Consider the following 17,043-nt stretch of genomic DNA (forward strand, 5'->3'; position numbering starts at 1 on the left):
TTATGAATGTATAGTTACTGGAAGTTTTCCTTTTGCCTTTAATTTACCCAAGAAATGGTCAGCTGCGTGTTCCTGAAAAATGGTAAAATCTTGATAGGCTACCACCACCACTTTGGCTTTCTCAAAATTAACGATATTTAGTACATAGGGATTGCCAAAAAGATAGAGTACCACATTTTTTGTATTCAGTAGTTCTTTTAGTTTTTCTAGGGCAGAATCAGGGATTTCAAAATTATTGTGGGGTTTTATCTTAGGTGGAAAAAGCGCTACTAAAACATTGTCCAAATTTTTAGTTTCATCAGGGATCAACTTAAAGAATTGATTGTCAATTTCCTTTCCCAAGGCTATTTTTGAGAAGCCTTCTTTTCTAAAGTGCTCTAGGAAATTTTTAGTTCCTTGAAAAAGAGTGAGGCTTTCTTGCGCCAATTTTTTGTTGAGGTTTTCTGGGTTTGTTAATTCATGATGATTAGACATTGGTGTTCCAAATGCTTTTTCTTTGAGTTTCCATATGCGTTCGAAGCTTTCTTCAATTTGGGTTTCCGATGCATTTCTGAGAATGGTTACAATGCCTTCGGGAACATTTTCAGAAAAGCACAAGAGGTCGTTACCAGCATCAAAGGCTGTCCATTCCAATTCTCCTTTTATGGGGAACATTTTGGAAACACTGTGCATGTTCAGAGCATCGGTAATTACAACACCATCAAAGCCTAATTCTGTTCGTAAAACACCTGTAATAATGTCTTTTGAAATGGTGGCTGAGACTTTTTTACCTTTACTCAATGCAGGAACGGCCAGATGGCCCACCATGACCGAGTCTATTTCTTTTTCTTTAATGAGTTCTCTAAAAGGAAATAGCTCATTCTCCCATAATTCTGATTTGGATTTTTCAATTACCGGTAATCCTAAATGAGAATCGGTTGCTGTGTCGCCATGCCCGGGAAAATGTTTGATGGACGTTAAAACCCCTTCGTTTTTTGTTCCAGAAATAAAGGCTCTGGCCTTTTCCAAAACCGTATTCTTGTTTTCCCCATACGAACGGTACCCAATTACGGGATTCAATGGATTGTTGTTGATATCCACCACAGGGGAAAGATTCCAATGGACGCCTGCCAATTTACAGTCTTTGGCAATGCTTTTACCAACTTCATATAGTAAATCAGTATTATTTTTAATGGCTCCCAATGTTATGGCGTAGGGATATTGAGGGGTGTTTTCAATGCGCATGGCCAAGCCCGATTCAGCATCAATACTAATTATTAAAGGATATTTGGAAGCCTTTTGGTAACGTGTAATCAACCTTTTTAGGGTATCAAAACTCTGTTCGTTGTACACTACCTTTTTCTTGCCCTCAAAATTTGTGGCGGCACTGGCCCGGCTGTGAAAAAAACAAAGCCCGCCAATATGATGTTTTTTAATGAGGTTTTCAATGAACTGCACCTCTTCTTCCGTGTCATTTATAAAAGCAGCAGGCATAAAAAACTGCCCCACTTTTTCTTTCTTGGTCAATCTATTTTTTGCTTCGGAATAGGGAAGGGGCTTACTCATTTTCAGTTTTGGATTTTTTACCAAAATCGGCAGGATATTTAATGAATTTCAAAAGAAAAATGGCAGGTAGGGCTGCAAGGACCACCCAAACAAAAAAACCAGGATAGCCCAACCATTGTTGTATGTAACCACTTATCATCCCTGGAAGCATCATGCCCAATGCCATAAAACCTGTAGCGATGGCATAGTGTGAGGTTTTGGATTTTCCTTCCGCAATATAAATGAGGTACATAAGAAAGGCAGCAAAACCAAAACCATATCCAAATTTTTCAAAAATTACAGTAGTAGTAACCGCAACAATGTTGTTGGTTTTTGTAAATGCCAAAATTGCATAAAGAATATTGGGAATATTGAGGGAGAGAATCATGGGTAACATCCATTTTTTTAATCCATCCCTAGAAATTAAAATACCTCCTAAAATACCTCCAATGGAGAGCATAATTACACCTACTGTACCAAAAATGGTTCCTATTTTCTCCGTGGAATATGCCAATCCACCCTTTGCGGTTTCATCTAACATAAATGGAGCTGCCATTTTAACTAATTGTGATTCTCCTAGGCGATAGCACAATATAAAAGCCAAGGCAATACCTATTCCTGGTTTGTTAAAGAAAGACTTAAATACCTCCAAAAAACTCTTAGGTTTGTCTTTAGGTATGTCTGATGAAGATTCAAATTTTGGAGTTACAAAAAAGTTTGAAACCGTAAGAATCAACATTAAAAAGGCGGTACAAACCATGGTAATAGACCATGCTTTGGTATTGTCCCCATATTTGGTTTCTAAAAAGCCGGCTATGATTACTATTAATCCTTCTCCTGTAACCATTGCCAAGCGATAAAAAGTACTACGCATACCAACAAAAAAGGATTGTTTTTTTTCGGTTAATCCCAGCATATAGTAACCGTCCGATGCTATATCATTGGTGGCAGAAGCAAAGGCCGCCATCCAAAAACAGGCCAATGAAGTAATAAAAAAAGAATTGGTGGGTAAAGAAAGACCAACGCCTAATAATGCAATAGAAATGAGTAATTGCATACCAAGAAACCATTTTCTTTTTGTGCTTTTTAAATCAACAAACGGACTCCATAAGGGTTTTAAAACCCATGGCAAATAGAGCCAGCTAGTGTACAGACCAATATCTGCATTGCTTATTCCTAATTTTTTGTACATAATAACAGATACTGTTACTATAAGTACATAGGGCATGCCTTGCGTAAAATATAATACAGGGACCCAAGCCCATGCCCATTTATCTTTTTTTATCATTTATGAATTCTTGTTGAACAAAAAAGGCATATTTTCTTTAAAAATATGCCTTTTATACTATTCTAAGATATGATTAGTTGAATTTATGACGAACAAAGGCTTCCATTGCAGCATAATGGGAAAGTCCAAGGGCGCGATATTTTTCTGCTGTTTTTTTATTTCTCTCTTCAGCACGCATCCAAAACTCCCGAGCATCAGTCCCTTGGAACATTACACCGTCTTTTTGCGATTGATGACAGAAAATGGCATAACGTTTTTTAAGTACTTGGTCCGGACTCATGGGTACCGCCATTTCAATTTCATTGATATCCCACTCATGCCATGCACCACGGTACAACCATAGCCAACAATCTTTCATGAAAAGTTGTTCTTGTAACCTTTTCATGGACTCAAAAACAGCATCCAGGCATACTTTGTGTGTGCCATGTGGATCGGCAAGATCACCAGCAGCAAATATTTGATGTGGTTTAATTTCCATGATTATCTCCATCATTATTTCAATATCTGCTTCAGACAGACTATTCTTTTTTATAGTGCCAGTTTCATAAAATGGCAGGTCCAAAAAGTGGACATTGGAATCTTGTAGTCCTATATATCTAGTAGCGGCATAAGATTCTCCCCTTCTAATGTTTCCTTTTAGTTTTCTTATATCTGATGAGCCAAAGCCACCCTCTTTTTCCCTTTGAATTGAATCAATAAGCATTTGGGTCTCTTTGGAAGGGTTTATTGTTTTGGCAATTTCGGCATAGCGCAAGGCATCCCTATTGGATACTGCTATATTGCCAGAGGTTTGGTAAACCACATGTACATCATGTCCCTGTTCTACCAATCTATCAAAAGTACCGCCCATGGAAATAACATCGTCGTCAGGGTGTGGACTAAAAATCAATACTCTTTTATTTACAGGTTTAGCCCTTTCAGGTCGACTACTGTCATCCGCATTGGGCTTGCCACCAGGCCATCCGGTAATGGTGTGTTGTAACCTATTGAACATTCTAATGTTTAGGTCATAGGAATCTTCTTGTGCTAATAATCCAGACATGCCATTATCATTATAATCTTTGTCTGTGAGGCTTAAAATGGACTTTTTTGTCTTGGAACACAGCCAAACAACGGCTTTGGCAGTTAGCTTTTCTGTCCACATCAATGATTCATCTACCAACCAAGGAGTTTTGTTTCTTGTAAGCTGACTTCCAGCGCCTTCATCTAAAACAAAAGTGCAGTTTTTATGGTTTTGCAAATAAGTTGCCGGTACGTGGGAGGATATATCGCCTTCAATAGTTTTCTTTATAATGGAAGCCTTGTTTTCTCCCCAACCCAGTAGCACAATTCTTTTCGCACTGTTTACAGTTGCAATACCCATGGTTATGGCTTTGCGAGGGACATTAGAAATTCCTAAAAAGGCTGGCGCGGCATCTACTCTGGTTATATGGTCTAGCGTAATTACCCTTGTTCCCGAATTGTAATGCGACCCTGGTTCATTAAAACCAACATGCCCTGTACGCCCAATACCTAACAATTGAAAATCTAAACCACCGGTCTTTTTTATAGCTTTTTCATAAGCCAAGCAAAACTTTATTACATTTTTTCCAGTTACTGTGCCATCTGGAATGTTTATGCTTTCAGATGGAATGTCAATATGATTAAATAAGTGTTCATGCATAAAATGCCAATAACTCTGCTCGTTACTTTTATCCATTGGTAAGTATTCATCTAGATTGAAAGTAATTACATTGGAAAAGCTTAGCCCTTCTTCTTTGTGCATTCTAACTAATTCCGCATATACACGTATAGGGGAAGAGCCAGTAGCAAGTCCCAGAACACATTTTTTGTTGTTGACTTGTTTTTTACGAATCAGTGCGGCAATTTCTTGAGCAACTTTAATAGAAGCTTCATTTGAATCTGAAAAAATTACGTTATGAATTTTTTCAAAACGAGTTTCTTCAAATTGGCCAACAGGTTTATAACTTATGTCAATGCCTTCTTTTTCTAATACTGTTTTCATACGGACTTAGATAGGTTGAACTAAATTGATGTTTAATATTGCAAAAATAGGCAAATAATTTATTATATGCTGTTTTTTGCGGTTATTAAATGCATTATTTTGCAATTAATAACATTTATTTAATATTTAAATAGCATAAAACAGCAAGTGGATTATTTTATTATCTTTGTTTTGGTTATAAAAATTGAATAAATGCTTAAAGAAGAAAGGCATAAAACTATATTGAACGAAGTAGCGTTGCACAACAGGGTATTGCTCACCGATATAGCAGAAAATCTTGATGTTTCCATAGATACCATTCGGAGGGACGTAAAGGAACTTGATGCTGAAAATAGACTGAGAAAAGTCCATGGTGGAGCAATATCATTGGGTTTTATTAATAACAGCGCAAAGAATAGCAACATTTATAAGCAGGAAGAGAAAACATCTATTGCCAAAAAGGCAATTAAGTTGTTAAAGAATGGTAGTGTTATTTTAATTGATGGTGGTACAACCTGTGTAGAATTGGTTAACCAACTACCAGACCAACTTTCTCTTACATGTTTTACATTGAGTTTACCAGTGGCATTGGAATTACTTAAGAAACCAAATGTTGAGGTTATCTTTATTGGCGGCCAATTATCCAAGGATGCTCAGATAAGTATTGGTGCTGGTGCTGTTCATAATTTATCCAATATCAAGGTGGATTATGGATTTATAGGTACAGGCTATGTGGATCCTGTGTATGGGTTGACTGAGTTTGATTACGATATTGTACAGGTAAAAAAAGCAGTCATTAATGCATCAAAAAAAACAGTGCTTTTATCTATCTCAGAAAAATTGAATTCCCAACATCGTTATAAAACATGTGATGTTAGTGCAATAGATACTATCATTACGGAGTTAGATGCAGACGACCCATTATTAAAATCATTAAAAAACCAAAACATTCAACTTTTATAGAATATATGTCCAATTTTAAGAAAATTACCGAAGAAGCTTCAAACCATGATAATTTGGAAAAAATGGAAACTTTGTCCATTCTTAAAAATATGAACAAAGAAGATGAGAAAGTGGCAAATGCGGTTAAATTGGTAATTCCACAGATTACCAAATTGGTAGACGCCTTGGTAGAAAGATTCATTAAAGGCGGAAGACTCTTCTATATTGGTGCTGGTACTAGTGGTCGGTTGGGAATTTTGGACGCATCGGAAATTCCACCAACCTTTGGAATGCCTTTCAACAGGGTGATAGGGATAATTGCGGGTGGTGATTCTGCGATTAGAAAAGCAGTTGAAAATGCTGAAGACAATACCGACCAGGCCTGGAAAGATTTAAAAGCATTTGATATATCGGAAAATGATACTGTAGTGGGAATTGCAGCTTCTGGCACGACTCCTTATGTTATAGGAGGGGTAAAAGAAGCAAAGAAAAAGGGTTTATTGACTGCATGTATAACCAACAATCCAGAATCTCCTTTATCCCAAGCAGTGGAAATTCCTATAGAAATTAATGTGGGACCAGAATTTGTTACAGGTAGTACTAGAATGAAAAGCGGTACTTCTCAAAAATTGGCTTTAAATATGATTTCTACGGCCTTAATGATTAAAATAGGTCGTGTAAAAGGAAATAAAATGGTCAATATGCAATTGACCAATAATAAGTTGGTAGATAGGGGAACCCGTTATCTTATAGAAGAGCTTCAATTAAGCTATAATGATGCCGAAGCAGCCCTTAAGGAATATGGTTCGGTAAAAAAGGCAATTGATGCATTAAAGTAATTTTCGCTTTTTAAGTATAGAGGTTATGAAAAGAGTTGTGTTTGTTTTATTGATTTTTGTTGAGTTGTTAGGTTGTGATTCTAATAACCCAAAAGAGGAAATAGAAGCCAATACTCCAGATTGCATCAATCAAAAAATAAGTGATATAGAAAATGAGCCTGTATGGAACCCACCCTCAAAGATATATAGCTATCAATATAAAGGTGAGTTGGTCTATTTTATTTCGTCTAGATGCTGTGACATAAGTAGCACACTATATGATCAAAACTGCAAAGCAATCTGCTCTCCAGATGGTGGAATTACCGGGAGCGGTGATGGACTTTGTCCAGACTTTTTTGATGATAGGACAAATGAAAAATTAATATGGGAAGACTCTAGAGAATAACTTATTTTTTAATAGCGGCTACTTCTTCTGGCGTTACCATTTTTTCATTTTTATTGCCCCAAGAATTGGTAATATAGTTCATTACATCAGCTATTTCTTCATCCTCTAACCCTGGTGATACCATGGTGTTACTATAGGTAACTCCATTGACCACTATATCCCCAGTTTGACCATATTTTATGCCGAAGATGCTTTTCTCCCTATTATCCATCAAATAATCAGATTTTGCTAATGGAGGAAAAACACCTTCTACGCCTTCCCCTGTATCTAAATGGCATGTAACACAGAAATCTGCATAGATTTCACTTCCGCGTGCAATACTTTCTTCCATTTCTTTATCTTGAAATATGATATTGAATAGAATTCCTACTACCAATACGTAGCCAATGAAAAACTGTTTCATAATGTTTTTTAGTGATTAATCTTAATAGAGCAATTATTCTGCCAAAGTTAGGTTTTGGGAATCAATTTATAAATGCCTTTTCCTTCAATGGCTACATAAATATAACCATCTGGTCCTTGTCTTACATTTCTAACTCTTCCCATACCTTCTAGAAGTTTTGTTCTGTTGGTTACTTTTTCACCATCCATCTCTAATCGTTCTAAATACTGAAATGCCAATGATCCTACTAATAAATTACCTTTCCAATCTGGATAAATGTCCGATGTTACAAAAGTTACACCACTTGGCGCAATTGAAGGTACCCAATAGTGAATGGGCTGTTCCATGTCGTCCATTTCAGTTTTGTCAGTAATTGGAGTGCCACTATAGTTAATCCCATAGGTAATTACTGGCCAACCATAATTCTTTCCAGGTTTTATTATGTTTATTTCATCTCCACCTCTTGGGCCGTGTTCATGGTCCCAAATTTCTCCAGTTACAGGGTTTTTAACCAATCCTTGGGGGTTTCTGTGTCCATAACTATAGATAGCTTTTTTAGCGGTTTCATTGTTTACAAATGGATTGTCGGTCGGAATGCTCCCGTCATCATGAATTCTATATATCTTTCCATTGTCACGTGTTATATCTTGAGGATTTACATCTCTTTCTCCTCTTTCTCCTGCTGAAAAAAACAAATATCCGTCATTGTCAAATTCAATTCTAGAACCATAATGCTGTCCTTTGGTAGTATTAGGAGTAGCTTTGTACAAAACCTCTTGGTTTACTAAAGAATTACCTTTCAATTTAGCTCTCATAATGGCAGTATTACCTCCTTTTTCTTCACCTTCAGTAGAGGAATAGGAAATATATATCCAACCGTTATTTTCATAGTCTGGATGTAATTCCAAATCTAAAAGCCCACCCTGACCTCTAAAATAAACTTCTGGAACACCAGAAACAGTAGTTTTTTCCCCATCTTTAAAACGAATTAATTCGCCTGATTGTTCAGATATTAAAAGGCTGCCATCTTGTAAAAATGCCATCCCCCATGGAACGGAAAGACCATCTACGACCATTTCAGCGATAAAGTCAATATTTTCAGGGGTTTTCGCTTTGTTTTTCGCCTGTTGGGCACAAGACAGAGAGGTCATTACAACGAATAAATAGGTACATACAACACTAATTTTCATTTCTTTACGTTAGAATTATTAATAAGGAATAAATAAATTTTTGTTTAAATATAACTAGAAATTATAAGTTTAAATAATTACACCAAAGAATATTGTTGAGCCCAAATCAAACAAGTATTCTTAAAAACTGACTTAACCTATGCTTCCTAAAAAAACAAGGCATCCTATGTATGCTCTATTGTTGATAGCTATATCAATAATATGTTCTACAGCGATAGCAAATTCTAAAGTATTTAATCTGTTCGTTGAAATTACCGATGTAATGGTTGTTTCTACCCCAGAGAAGATTACTCCTGAATTAAATACTAATTCTGAGGATTCATTTATTCCTTCAGAAAATATAAACACTTCTATATATACCAGTGCCCCAATGTATATGACAATTATACAAGGCGCCAATGAAGAAGTTGTCTGTCCAAATGATGGTAGTACTTTAGCTAAGTTCTTTTTGTGTGGTACAAGTGATATCCGAACAATAAGCTTAAGTCAAAGTGGAGGTTCTTACCAATGGCAAAAATTAGATTCTGGTAGTTGTGCAACATCAGTTATTGCAGATTGCCCTACAACCAACTCAACCTGTACGTGGAATACTGTAGGTACAAACGCTACTTATGATTTAGACTCAGGAGGAGAATTTAGAGTAAGAGTTGATTCTGGAGAATATTTTTATTTTAAATCTTCTTTAAACCCATTAGATCCACAGGTTATAAAGGAAGATATTGTTTGTGGAAACCCAGGGAGAGTAGAAATTACAAATGTTCCTGCAGGATATGAATATAGCTTAAATAATTCCACTGGACCTTATCAAGACACGCCTTATTTTGATGTTACCACTCCTGGCGACTATATGGTTTGGGTTCGTTTAAAAAATGTTTCTGCTACAGCATGTTTATTCCCATCTAACACCGTGACCATTGATAGTTCAGATATTAGAGCAGAAGTTGTTGCAAATGATATTTTATGTAGTGGAGAGTTGGGCAGTATAGATGTTCAAGTTTTTGATGTTCCTGGTTTTTATACATACAGACTTATAAAAAACGGAGTTACGGTGGATACTTTTGGTCCAAATGCTTCTGATACCTATACGTTTGCCAATGTTAGTTCTGGAACATACAGTATTAGAGTTGAAACCAATGATTGTTCAGAACTTATTACACAAGACATTAACAGTGACCCAATAGTAATTGGAAGTGGAATTAGTCCATTAGATATATCGGCTACTGCAACTGATAGTTTTGGTTGTGGTGCGACATCTGTAGATGTAACAATAAATACTTCTGGTGGTACAGCACCTTATAGGTTTAGTTTGGATGGCGGATCTAGCTATAGCTCCACTTATACAAATTCTACTACGTTTACTGTGACATCTGCGGGCAATTATCCAATTTTGGTAGAAGATGCTAACGGATGTACTCATACAGCAGCTGTTGATGTAGAAAATATACCAGCCCCAACATATACGATAACACCCAATGATGGAAATTGTGGTGGAGCTAACGATGGTAGTATTACCATTAATGTTTCAAATACCAATGGATATAATTTATCATATAGTATTAATGGAGGATCAACATTTCAAGTTAGTAATGTATTTAGTAGCCTAGCTCCAAACACATATAATGTAGTAATAAGGTATGAGCAAGGTGCTTTTTCTTGTGATATTATTGATACTGCCGTAATTGGAACTTTATCAACTATTTCTGGAACTGCGAATATTGATGCATCCCCAACATGTTCTAATGAGAATGGTGGGCAAATAAGTATTACCGGAGTTTCTGGTGGGGCAGGAGGCTATGAGTATAGCATTGGTGCAGGTTTTAGTGGCACATCAGTTTTTACAAATTTAGGAGTTGGTACGTATACCGCTTTGGTAAGAGACGCCAATGGTTGTGTACAGCCATTGACACCAATAACTTTTACTCCTTTAGATAAACCAACAGATTTAGATTTTACCATATCCAATATCGATTGTCTTACGGGTACAGTTTCTGTAACGTTGGCAGTTACAGATGGTACCGCGCCATATACATATGAAATTGTTGCTCCAGGCCCAAGCGCTATAAATAATGGAGCTAGTAATGTATTTACTGGTTTGGCATTGGGAACTTATACCTTTAGAGTTACAGATAATGTTGGTTGCTCGTATGATGAAAATTTTGCTATTACAGATATTAGTTCAATTTCTGCCCAAGCCCAAGCTACACGTGGTGTTACATGTGTTGGAGATAGTGATGGTGAAGGTCGTTTTCTTGTAGATGGTTTTAATGGTACATATAGTTATAGTATAGATGCTGCACCAGCAATTACAGGGCAAACAGCGGGCTTAATTCCGTTAACAGGATTAGCGGCAGGTAGTTATGTTATTGCAGTAACTGATGAGGATACAAACTGTACAGATACTGCTACTTTAGTTATAGAGGAACCTTCTGTAGCATTTACTATAGATAGTTTATCAGTAGTTCCAATGGATTGCCAAAATGGAAATGTTGGTGGTGTAACTATAAATACATCAGGAGGATGGGGTGGTAATAGATATACTTTGACATTGCCCGATACCTCCACTCTAGGTCCAACAAATAACAATACATTCTCTAATTTATCACAAGCTGGAACTTATCAAGTAAGTGTAAATGATGCGAATGGATGTACGTTAACAGATAGTTTTATATTAACACCCCTGTCGTCTCCGACTATTTCTGTTAATGCAGCAACGGATTATTGCTTTGATAATGTTGATGCAGCCTCAATTGTTGTAGATGCAACTGGAGGAGCAGGCTCTTATGAATATAGAATCAATAATAGTATATGGCAGGCAGGAAATTCATTTGCTGGCCTTACTCCAGGAAATTATGATGTAGAGGTTAGAGATGCCAATAATTGTAGGGATGATGTGTTAATAACGATTGCACCAGAAATAACTACAACTGCTTCAATTATCCAAGAACTAGATTGCGGTGGCCCGGCAGCTCAAATACAAGTAAATATTAGTAATGGATATACTTCTGCAGGAAGTTATGACTATTATGAAGTAAGCATCAATGGAGCACCTTATTCAGCAACTACAACCAACATAAGTGGAAACTCTTTTGTTTATAGTATTCCCAATGATGGCTCTATTATTACAGATACCACTTTTCAGTTTGAAGTATATGATGTTAGAGGGTGTGTCACTGAAACCAATGTGGTTACAATATCTCCTCCTGAAACGATTGCTGGTACAGCTACAGGTCAAGATACTGTTTGTGGAGACCCAACAAGTGGGGTAGTAGTGGTAACAGCAGATACAACCCAAGGTATTCCTCCATATGAATATAGTAATGATGGTGGTACAACATACGCCACGCAAAATGTATTTTCTGGGTATGCACCAGGTACTTATAATGATTTTATGGTACGAGATAGTAGAGGATGTGAAAGTCCTTTGCTTTCTGCAACAATAGGAACTAGTACCCCAATTGACGCTACAGTTGTACCCACTGATGCTGTTTGTTCTTCAGGTGCAGTAGAAGGAATTATTGATGTTACCGCAGTTTCGGGCGGCACTGCCAATTATACATATTCGTTGGAAGATATTAATGGAATAGTTATAGCCACCGTTGGTCCTACTGCAGCTACCACAGCCAACTTCCCCGATACTCCTTTGGGAACCTATACAGTAGTAACTACAGATGCTACCGGATGTGAGGATAGGGATGTAGTGACTATTGTACAGAATCAATTGGATTTAGTGCCTGTGAATGTTGTTCCACCACCAGATTGTACAACACCTTTCTTTACATATGAAGTAGATATTGTTGGCGGTACAGGCCCTTATTTAATAGGATTGGTAGGCAATCCATTGGTTTCTCCAAACGTGGATGCAGATACACATGATTTTTCAGGAGAAATTGCATATGGAATAACTTATTTTGTTGAAGTGCAAGATAATTTGGGATGTACTTATATAGAAGAAATTCCACCTATTATATCACCAAGTCCAATTGCAATTGCGGCAACAGCTACTACTGCATCATGTGATGTTAGTGGAAATGGCGAAATATCTTATACCATTAGTGGAATTACTCCAAGCCCGGCAGATTTTACCATTCAGATACAAAATACAGATACTGGAAGTATTGTGGGAGGGCCTATTAGCTTTACCAATGAGACAATACCTTATAGTGATACCTTGACTGGATTGCAGGCAGGAAATTATCAAATCTTAGTTAATGATGACAATACAAGCTGTAGTGCTAGTGCTTTGGTAACAATCACTCAAGATATTCCGACAGTAGTTATAGATGGTAATATACCAGCTACCTGTAATGTTGGTGCTTTGATTACGGTAAGAGCCAATGGGGGTACTGCACCTTATGAATTTGCATATGTTCCGACCAGTGACCCCGCTCCGGCCTCAGGGGCATATAGCTCAAACACAACATATGAAATTGGAATCCCTTACCCTTCAGATTATGACTTCTACGTAAGGGATGCGAGCGGATGTATTAGTTTTACCACCGTAACAGTGACTGAAGGGCCAGGAGTTCCTACGCCAACAGTAAATGTGGTCAATCAATGTATAGCCGTAAACAATTATACAGTAAATATAACTTCTCCTCTAACAACAGGATCAGGTCTACCAGAAGATACTTTTCAGTACGATATTGGGGGTGGTTTTCAAAATAGCCCAAACTTTGTAGTTCCTAACCCTGGTACGTATACTATAATAGTAAGAGATGGTAATGGGTGTACAAATACGGTAATAGCTGAGGTATTTGACTTTTTCTCTATTACTGCAAGTGCCACAACAGAGCCTACATGTAATGCCGGTGACGGTGTTATCACAGTAAATACCTCGGGAGGTAGTGGTAATTTTGAATATCAATTAAGGGATGGGGATACATTAGTGGATATGGGCCCACCACAAAGCTCAAATATATTTACAGGCTTGTTGCCAGATAATTATAATATTGTGGTGACTGATTTGGATTCTAACACATTACCATTATGTACAGATGATGTGGACGTAAATGTATCTCTGGTTGTGTCCCCAGTAATTTCATCTACACCAAAGAATGATGTTACATGTTATAATGCTGGTGATGGAAGCATCACAATAGAGTTACAAGCAGGAACTGATGTGGATGGCCCATTTTATTATACATTATATGATGGAGCCACTAGTACTGTTCTTCATGGGCCACAAACTTCTCCGTTGTTTGTTGGATTAACAGATGGTACTTACCAAGCTGAGGTAGTATCGGAAAGAGGATGTGCTGACCGTTCATTGGACATCATTATTATAAACCCGCCAGATTTTTTAATTAATACAACAAATACAGATTTTACATGTGACCCCAATAACAACAAATTCAACACATCAATAATTACTGTATTTAACGATACCAATGGAGATGGCTCAGGAACCTTGACAGGTACACCTCCATATACCTATAGTATGGATGATGGTACAGCAGCTTTTGATGGTACAAATTTTCAAACAAGTAATATTTTTGAAGTTGTAGACAATGGAGTAGATCGTACCATAGTCATAACAGCAAGAGATCAAAATGGATGTGAAATAACAGATACCTTTACCATAAACACTCCAACAGATTTAACATTCAGTTTTAACGTAAACCCAATTACTTGTGATGCTACTGGTGTTGGTGTAAATCCCGGAACTATAGATATAATAGTTAATGAAGGTGCGGGTAATTATGAAGTTGAAATTCTTCCATTGGGATCAGAAGCTCCCAGAAGTTCTGGAGGTACAGATACTGTTACATGGGATATTAGCACGCCAGGAGACTATATTTTTGCAGTAAGAGATCTAGGTCTGGGAGGTTGTAATTATTTAACTCCTATTGTAAATGTTCCAGATTATAACACAATAGAAGCCATTATTGCTGAACATAGACCGGTTACCTGTTTTAATGGAAATGATGGGGAAATAAGCATTGAAATAAATAATTATGTAGGTGTGTATAATTATGAGGTGTTCTCTAGAGATAACACTGGGGTTGAAACTACTACTGGTGTAATAGGAACCTTTGATACCACAACACCTATTGCTACGCCAGAAATAATAACAGGGCTTCCAGCTGGGAATTTGGTGGTTAGAGTAGAGGCACTGGACACTCCTTTTTGCGATACAGTTAGTAATGTAGCAACAGTGACCTCTCCAGATAGAGCACTTACAGTAGCATTGCAACAAACTTCCGAAGTTACATGTGCTGTTCCTGGTTTAGGAGAAATAACTGCTACTGGAGATGGTGGTTGGGGAGGGTATGAATATCAGGTAATTGCTCCAGATGGAACAACTGTTATTCAAGATTTCCCTAATACTAATAATATATTTACAGATTTGTCTAGTGGTATTCATACAATAAATATTCGTGATGTGTTAGGATGTATATCATCTAATACAATTGATTTATTACCGCCGACAGCCATTTATTCAGATATACAAGTTGTTAGCCCATTACAGTGTAATAATGATAATGATGCGATTATAGAAGCATACAATATTACGGGAGGTCAAGGAACAGGTAATTATTTATTTCAATTGAATAGATTGATAGATGGTTCTACCAGTGGATTGCAAACAACACCTACTTTTGCAAACCTTTCTGCAGGAGATTATACAATTACTGTATTTGATGGATGGGATTGTAGTTATACCACAATTCCTATTACAGTAATGGATCCAGAAGTTGTTGTAGCTGAATTGGTTGAGTTGCAACCTCCTGGTTGTGGTGACGTGGGTCTTATGGAATTAACCGTTACAAACCCTGAAGTTGGACTAGATTACTTTTACAGAAGGGCAGGCACAACAGACCCGTTCTTGCCTTTTGGTAGTGGAGTAGCTAGTGTTCAAATTCCAGCAGATATAACAATAGACCCAGGACCATTCCAATATGATGTACAAAACTCAAATGGATGTCCTTTTGAAAAATCCAACCAAATATCTCTTGATGCGGCATTGCCTTTGGTTATTTCCTTGGATTTAACAAATGCAACAATAAATTGTGCTGGTGAGGCGACAGGGATTATTCGTTCAGAAGCTTTTGGAGGAATAGGAAATTACATTTATACATTATTAAACTCCAATACACCACCAAATCCAGTAGCATCAAATACTGTGAGAACGGCACAATCCTCAGGAATTTTTAGAGACTTAGGTCCTGGAACTTATTATGTTTATGCACAAAGTGGTGGTTGTACAGCAATATCTACACCTATTGTTATAGAACCAAAACCTCCTTTGGTATTAGAATATGTTGAAGCGTTTCCTGTTAGTTGTAATGGTGAAATGGATGGTCAAATCACCATTGAAGCCAGTGGAGGTACAGGTAATATAAGATATGCTATTTCACAAAATTTAAGTGAATTTTTTGAAGGAGATGACCCCATGTTCCCTAATAGAAAAACATTTACAGACTTAGCACCCCAAGTATATGAAATCATTGTACAGGATGAATTAGGTTGTACAATTACCCAAACCTTGGAAATTTTAGAGCCAATGGCCTTAGTAAGTGGAGTCGCAAGCTCTACCCCAGAAACCTGTTTAGGAGATAATGATGGCACCATTACTTTGGAAGTATTTGGAGGAACACCGCCATACTATACAAGTGTAGATTCTGCAGATGATGCTGATTTTGTTCAGAATGACTCTTTGTTTTTGGATAATCTTAGTGGAGGGGAAACACATGTAGTATTTATAAGAGATTCCCAAGGGTGTGAAACTAATGTAATTGTACCAGTAGGAATTGGGGTAGATTTGGTTGCGGAACCGATTGTGCAATATGGCTGTGATGGTATTTTCCCTAACAGCACTACAACTATTGAAATGTTGGATGATAGTCTATTGCCGTCACTCCTATTTTCTTTAGATGTTGATGATGTTCTTGAGGCTTCTACAACTAGAACTTATGGAGATTTGGCACCTGGTGACCATACCGTATATATTTATCATGAGAACGGTTGTGTGGCAATGGCAGAATTTACAATAGATGCATACGATCCCTTAACTTTAGAGGCAACAACAACTGGTCCTAACGAGATTACAGCCATAGCTGCTGGTGGTTTTGGAGGATATGAATATTTTTTCCAAGGAGAATCATCTGGTGAGAATAATGTGTATACTATTAATATGGACGATACAGTTACCATTACTGTAATAGACCAGAACGGATGTACTGCAACCATAATGATGCCATTCAATTTTACAGGTATGTTGGATATTCCAAATTATTTTACTCCAGATGGGGACAATATGAATGATGAGTGGTATCCACGTAACAGAGAAATGTTTGCCAATGTGGATGTTAAAATATATGATCGTTATGGTAGAGTTGTTGCCATATTAGATCAAGTATCAAAGTGGGATGGAAAATATGAAGGCAGCGAACTTCCCTCAGGTGATTATTGGTATGTTGTAAATGCCAATGATTCCAACAAGCATCAATATGTTGGGCATTTTACACTTTACAGGTAAAATGAAATTTAACTCATATGTAATATTACT

Annotated in this window: 9 protein-coding genes; 4 read left to right on the forward strand and 5 right to left on the reverse strand. The window is 37.1% G+C overall.

The window, feature by feature from the left end:
- From AC000W_RS03300 to nagB, 3 genes are all read right to left on the reverse strand, one after another.
- On the reverse strand, window positions 1-1,545 hold the full coding sequence (locus AC000W_RS03300; RefSeq protein ID WP_474745991.1) for a glycoside hydrolase family 3 protein: 1,545 nt from the start codon (window positions 1,543-1,545) through the stop codon (window positions 1-3).
- Window positions 1,538-2,812, reverse strand: a complete 1,275-nt coding sequence (locus tag AC000W_RS03305) for an MFS transporter (protein WP_474745993.1) — start codon at window positions 2,810-2,812, stop codon at window positions 1,538-1,540. Before AC000W_RS03305 ends, AC000W_RS03300 begins: the two co-directional genes overlap by 8 nt.
- A gap of 73 nt (window positions 2,813-2,885) precedes the next feature.
- Window positions 2,886-4,817 (reverse strand): glucosamine-6-phosphate deaminase, encoded by a 1,932-nt coding sequence (gene nagB, locus AC000W_RS03310; protein ID WP_474745994.1) that lies wholly within the window; start codon window positions 4,815-4,817, stop codon window positions 2,886-2,888.
- 192 nt (window positions 4,818-5,009) lie between these two features.
- On the opposite strand from nagB, the gene AC000W_RS03315 reads away from it, so the two are divergent.
- The 3 genes from AC000W_RS03315 to AC000W_RS03325 are packed head-to-tail and all read left to right on the forward strand — an operon-like array spanning window position 5,010 to window position 6,962.
- Entirely contained in the window at window positions 5,010-5,759 is a 750-nt protein-coding gene (locus AC000W_RS03315) for a DeoR/GlpR family DNA-binding transcription regulator (RefSeq protein WP_474745996.1), read from the forward strand.
- A 5-nt stretch (window positions 5,760-5,764) separates the two neighbouring features.
- Window positions 5,765-6,577 carry an N-acetylmuramic acid 6-phosphate etherase gene (murQ, locus tag AC000W_RS03320; protein ID WP_474745998.1) on the forward strand — a complete coding sequence of 271 codons (813 nt, stop codon included), beginning with the start codon at window positions 5,765-5,767 and terminating at the stop codon, window positions 6,575-6,577.
- 25 nt (window positions 6,578-6,602) lie between these two features.
- On the forward strand, window positions 6,603-6,962 hold the full coding sequence (locus tag AC000W_RS03325; RefSeq protein ID WP_474745999.1) for a DUF6970 domain-containing protein: 360 nt from the start codon (window positions 6,603-6,605) through the stop codon (window positions 6,960-6,962).
- Between the two features lies 1 nt (window position 6,963).
- Here AC000W_RS03325 and AC000W_RS03330 read toward each other — a convergent pair whose 3' ends face one another.
- Both AC000W_RS03330 and AC000W_RS03335 read right to left on the reverse strand, forming a co-directional pair.
- On the reverse strand, window positions 6,964-7,365 hold the full coding sequence (locus tag AC000W_RS03330) for a c-type cytochrome (RefSeq protein WP_474746000.1): 402 nt from the start codon (window positions 7,363-7,365) through the stop codon (window positions 6,964-6,966).
- A 47-nt stretch (window positions 7,366-7,412) separates the two neighbouring features.
- Window positions 7,413-8,534 carry a PQQ-dependent sugar dehydrogenase gene (locus AC000W_RS03335; protein WP_474746002.1) on the reverse strand — a complete coding sequence of 374 codons (1,122 nt, stop codon included), beginning with the start codon at window positions 8,532-8,534 and terminating at the stop codon, window positions 7,413-7,415.
- A 139-nt stretch (window positions 8,535-8,673) separates the two neighbouring features.
- On the opposite strand from AC000W_RS03335, the gene AC000W_RS03340 reads away from it, so the two are divergent.
- The gene (locus AC000W_RS03340; RefSeq protein ID WP_474746003.1) at window positions 8,674-17,013 is read left to right on the forward strand and encodes a T9SS type B sorting domain-containing protein; all 8,340 of its coding nucleotides are present in this window, start codon (window positions 8,674-8,676) and stop codon (window positions 17,011-17,013) included.
- The last annotated feature ends 30 nt before the right edge of the window (window positions 17,014-17,043 follow it).

The sequence above is a fragment of the Saonia sp. genome (assembly GCF_056326165.1).

Bases quoted from the DNA above. Each gene is read 5' to 3' on its own strand.
- AC000W_RS03300 (WP_474745991.1), bottom strand. From the start codon at position 1,545: ATGAGTAAGCCCCTTCCCTATTCCGAAGCAAAAAATAGATTGACCAAG.
- AC000W_RS03305 (WP_474745993.1), bottom strand. From the start codon at position 2,812: ATGATAAAAAAAGATAAATGGGCATGGGCTTGGGTCCCTGTATTATAT.
- nagB (WP_474745994.1), bottom strand. From the start codon at position 4,817: ATGAAAACAGTATTAGAAAAAGAAGGCATTGACATAAGTTATAAACCT.
- AC000W_RS03315 (WP_474745996.1), top strand. From the start codon at position 5,010: ATGCTTAAAGAAGAAAGGCATAAAACTATATTGAACGAAGTAGCGTTG.
- murQ (WP_474745998.1), top strand. From the start codon at position 5,765: ATGTCCAATTTTAAGAAAATTACCGAAGAAGCTTCAAACCATGATAAT.
- AC000W_RS03325 (WP_474745999.1), top strand. From the start codon at position 6,603: ATGAAAAGAGTTGTGTTTGTTTTATTGATTTTTGTTGAGTTGTTAGGT.
- AC000W_RS03330 (WP_474746000.1), bottom strand. From the start codon at position 7,365: ATGAAACAGTTTTTCATTGGCTACGTATTGGTAGTAGGAATTCTATTC.
- AC000W_RS03335 (WP_474746002.1), bottom strand. From the start codon at position 8,534: ATGAAAATTAGTGTTGTATGTACCTATTTATTCGTTGTAATGACCTCT.
- AC000W_RS03340 (WP_474746003.1), top strand. From the start codon at position 8,674: ATGCTTCCTAAAAAAACAAGGCATCCTATGTATGCTCTATTGTTGATA.